Origin of the sequence: Stappia sp. TSB10P1A, from assembly GCF_900185725.1 — a bacterium.
Classification (GTDB): domain Bacteria; phylum Pseudomonadota; class Alphaproteobacteria; order Rhizobiales; family Stappiaceae; genus Stappia.
Genome location: NZ_FYAU01000047.1, coordinates 1 through 2697 on the forward strand (window position 1 = coordinate 1; position 2697 = coordinate 2697).

Consider the following 2697-nt stretch of genomic DNA (forward strand, 5'->3'; position numbering starts at 1 on the left):
TTTTCTGACCCGCGCGGGTAGCATCCCAATTCAAGTGGGTACAATGCCCACTTGGCCCCGACCCGCGCAGCCGCGCGGATGATATCCCCGAACCGAACCTGCCAGAGTGACATGACAGAGCGCCGGGCCGTCCGGCGCTCCTCATGCATTCGAGGCATGCGGACATGCGGGACAATTTCAAGCCGTCTCTGGACTTCTCGCTCACCTGGGAGGGCGGCTACGTCAATCACCCGAGCGACCCCGGCGGTCATACCAACCGCGGCATCACCTTAGCGACCTACCGCCGATACAAGCCCGGCGCCACGGTTGCCGACCTGAGGCGGATCTCGCCGGCCATGGTCGAGCGGATCTACCGGGACGGTTATTGGGACAAGGCGGGCTGCGACACGCTCGCCCCCGGTGTCGACGGCGCCGTATTCGACTATGCCGTCAATTCCGGACCCTCCGCCGCACGCAAGAGCCTGATGGCGGTGGTCGGCGGGCCGCACCATGAGACGATCAAGAAGCTCTGTGCGCGGCGGCTGTCGATCTACCAGACGTTCAAGCACTGGAAGACGTTCGGCAGGGGGTGGACCCGGCGCGTGACGGCTGGTGAAGCCTTGTGGGTGAGCTGGGCGCTCGCCGCGTCGATGGACGCGCCCCATGTCGAGAGCGGCCTGGCCGACGAAAGCGCCAAGGCGGGCAGGACCGCCAAAGCCCAGGGCAACGGGGGCGTCGCCACGGCGGTCTCCGGCGGTGGCACGGGCGGTGGCGGCAAGGTCCTGGTCGAACAGGGCGATGCGCTCGCCGGGTGGCTGGTGGCCGGCGGAGCGGTGGCGCTGATCGCCGTCGCCGCTCTGCTGCTCTGGCGCGCGCATATCAATCGCAGCCGCGAGCGCGCCTATGCCGTCGAGGCCCGCCGCGTCGCGGAGGGCACGGCATGAGCATGATCGTATCGCTGATCGCGGGGGTAGCCACCAAGCTCGGCGCAGATCTGGTCGGCCGCGTGCTCGGCCAGCGCTTCGGCGAGGCCGGCGGGCAGTTGGCCCAGGTGATCGTCGGCGAGGTCGCCGGCGCCCTCGGCGTCGAGGTCGACACGCTGCCCACCGTGCCCGAGGAGCGGCTGGAGCGCGCGGTGGCCGATGTCGAGGCGCGCATGCCGGAAATCCTCGCCCTGTGGTCGCGTGGCCTCGACGGGCAGTTCGCGCTGCTCGCCGCCGAACAGGCGCAGGGCGTTTGGCCCTCGGCCTGGCGCTGGGGCTGGATGTATCTGCTCGGCTTCCTGTGGACCATCCGCCTGCTCGTGGTTCCGGTCGTCGACACGATTACCGGCGCCGACATCGCGGCGGGCATGGACATGGGCGTCCTGATGACGCTCACGAGCTGGTTCCTGGCGCTCTACATGGGCGGCCATACGCTCAAGGAGCTGGGCTCGCGCGGCGTCGAAGCCATCCGGCTGATGCGGCGATGAACATCGGCGAGCGCGAGATCGAGCTCGCCGAGCAGCGGGTGGCGCAGGAACGGGAAGCGGCCATTGCCCGCGCCCGTGCGGCACTCTCCGGCGTGGGGGCATCGGACTGCCGGATCTGCGGCGAGCCGATCCCCGCCGAGCGGCGGGCGGCCCTGCCATCCGCCACCACCTGCATTGACTGTGCCAGCAACGGGGCCAGCAACGGGGCCAGCAACGGGGCCAGCAACGGGGCCAGCGAGGGGCGATGATCGACGACATCCGAAACTGGTCCGGGCCGATAGCCTCGCTGCTGGCGATCGCCAGCCTGATCTACACGTGGATCACGGCGCGCTCGAAAATCAACGAACAGCGGCTCGGCGGACATGAGCGGAAGCTCACCGAGCATGACCGGCGGGTGCAGAAGCTGGAAAGCGAGGTCTCCCACCTGCCGCGAAAAGACGACGTGCATGAGCTGCGCGTGTCCCTGGCCGAGGTCAAGGGCAGCGTCGGCCGCGTCGAGGAGAGCATCGCCGGCACGGATCGCACCGTGCGGCGGATCGAGCAATTCCTGCTGAGGGAGCCGAGCAAATGAGCTATGGCGACTTTCTCGCCGAAAAGGGGCGCCTTGCGATCCTTCAGGCGCTGGGAGCTGAGTTCAACGGGCATCTGCGCGACGACCTGCTTCAGAAAGCGGTCGACGTCCGCCTCATGGCGCGGTCCATCGAGTGGCTCCGCACCCAGCTCACCGTCTTGCATGAGCTGGGCGCCGTGACATTGGCGCGCGATGGTGGTCGGCTGATAGCCGGTATCACGTCGACTGGCCGCGATCATATCGACCGGCGCCGGCCGCTGGCCGGTGTTGCCTGGCCCGAGGACGAGGGCTGATCCGATGTCCACGGATACGGGCGAGGATGACGACGGCCGTCGGCGTGGACGTGGCCGGCTGTCGAGCATGGAAATGCTCCCCGAGGAAGCCGATGCGGATCTCGCCTGGGTGAACACCGAGCTGCGCGAAGGCAAGCGGCCTCAAACCATCATCCTCGCCGAGTTCAACGCCCGGCTTGCGGATCGCGGCATCGGCGGGATCTCGAAAGGCGCGTTCTCGCGCTACTCGGTTCGCCGGGCGCGGGAGTGGCGCGACTACGACGAGCGGCTGCGCTTGTCGAAGGCGCTGTGCGAGAGCATGGGACCGGACGGCGCCGACCGCATGACGATTGCCCTGTCGGAGCGGATCAAGATGGCGGCGGACGCCTTGCTTGCCCAGGGCG

General features: G+C 68.6%; 6 protein-coding genes. All 6 read left to right on the top strand.

Annotated elements, in window-relative coordinates; translation table 11 throughout:
- Nucleotides 1-164: 164 nt before the first annotated feature.
- The gene (locus TSB10P1A_RS22625; RefSeq protein WP_186390233.1) at nucleotides 165-923 is read left to right on the top strand and encodes a glycoside hydrolase family 108 protein; all 759 of its coding nucleotides are present in this window, start codon (nucleotides 165-167) and stop codon (nucleotides 921-923) included.
- Nucleotides 920-1450 carry a hypothetical protein gene (locus TSB10P1A_RS22630; RefSeq protein ID WP_186390234.1) on the top strand — a complete coding sequence of 177 codons (531 nt, stop codon included), beginning with the start codon at nucleotides 920-922 and terminating at the stop codon, nucleotides 1448-1450. The genes TSB10P1A_RS22625 and TSB10P1A_RS22630 overlap by 4 nt, the downstream gene beginning before the upstream one ends.
- Nucleotides 1447-1698 carry a TraR/DksA C4-type zinc finger protein gene (locus TSB10P1A_RS22635; RefSeq protein ID WP_186390235.1) on the top strand — a complete coding sequence of 84 codons (252 nt, stop codon included), beginning with the start codon at nucleotides 1447-1449 and terminating at the stop codon, nucleotides 1696-1698. The genes TSB10P1A_RS22630 and TSB10P1A_RS22635 overlap by 4 nt, the downstream gene beginning before the upstream one ends.
- Entirely contained in the window at nucleotides 1695-2021 is a 327-nt protein-coding gene (locus tag TSB10P1A_RS22640) for a DUF2730 family protein (RefSeq protein WP_186390236.1), read from the top strand. The genes TSB10P1A_RS22635 and TSB10P1A_RS22640 overlap by 4 nt, the downstream gene beginning before the upstream one ends.
- Nucleotides 2018-2314, top strand: coding sequence for a hypothetical protein (locus TSB10P1A_RS22645; protein ID WP_186390237.1), 297 nt, complete (start codon nucleotides 2018-2020; stop codon nucleotides 2312-2314). The genes TSB10P1A_RS22640 and TSB10P1A_RS22645 overlap by 4 nt, the downstream gene beginning before the upstream one ends.
- A 4-nt stretch (nucleotides 2315-2318) precedes the next feature.
- The coding region (locus TSB10P1A_RS22650) for a phage protein Gp27 family protein (RefSeq protein WP_186390238.1) at nucleotides 2319-2697 on the top strand (379 nt) is incomplete at its 3' end.

Bases quoted from the DNA above. Each gene is read 5' to 3' on its own strand.
- TSB10P1A_RS22630 (WP_186390234.1), top strand. From the start codon at position 920: ATGAGCATGATCGTATCGCTGATCGCGGGGGTAGCCACCAAGCTCGGC.
- TSB10P1A_RS22635 (WP_186390235.1), top strand. From the start codon at position 1,447: ATGAACATCGGCGAGCGCGAGATCGAGCTCGCCGAGCAGCGGGTGGCG.
- TSB10P1A_RS22640 (WP_186390236.1), top strand. From the start codon at position 1,695: ATGATCGACGACATCCGAAACTGGTCCGGGCCGATAGCCTCGCTGCTG.
- TSB10P1A_RS22645 (WP_186390237.1), top strand. From the start codon at position 2,018: ATGAGCTATGGCGACTTTCTCGCCGAAAAGGGGCGCCTTGCGATCCTT.
- TSB10P1A_RS22625 (WP_186390233.1), top strand. From the start codon at position 165: ATGCGGGACAATTTCAAGCCGTCTCTGGACTTCTCGCTCACCTGGGAG.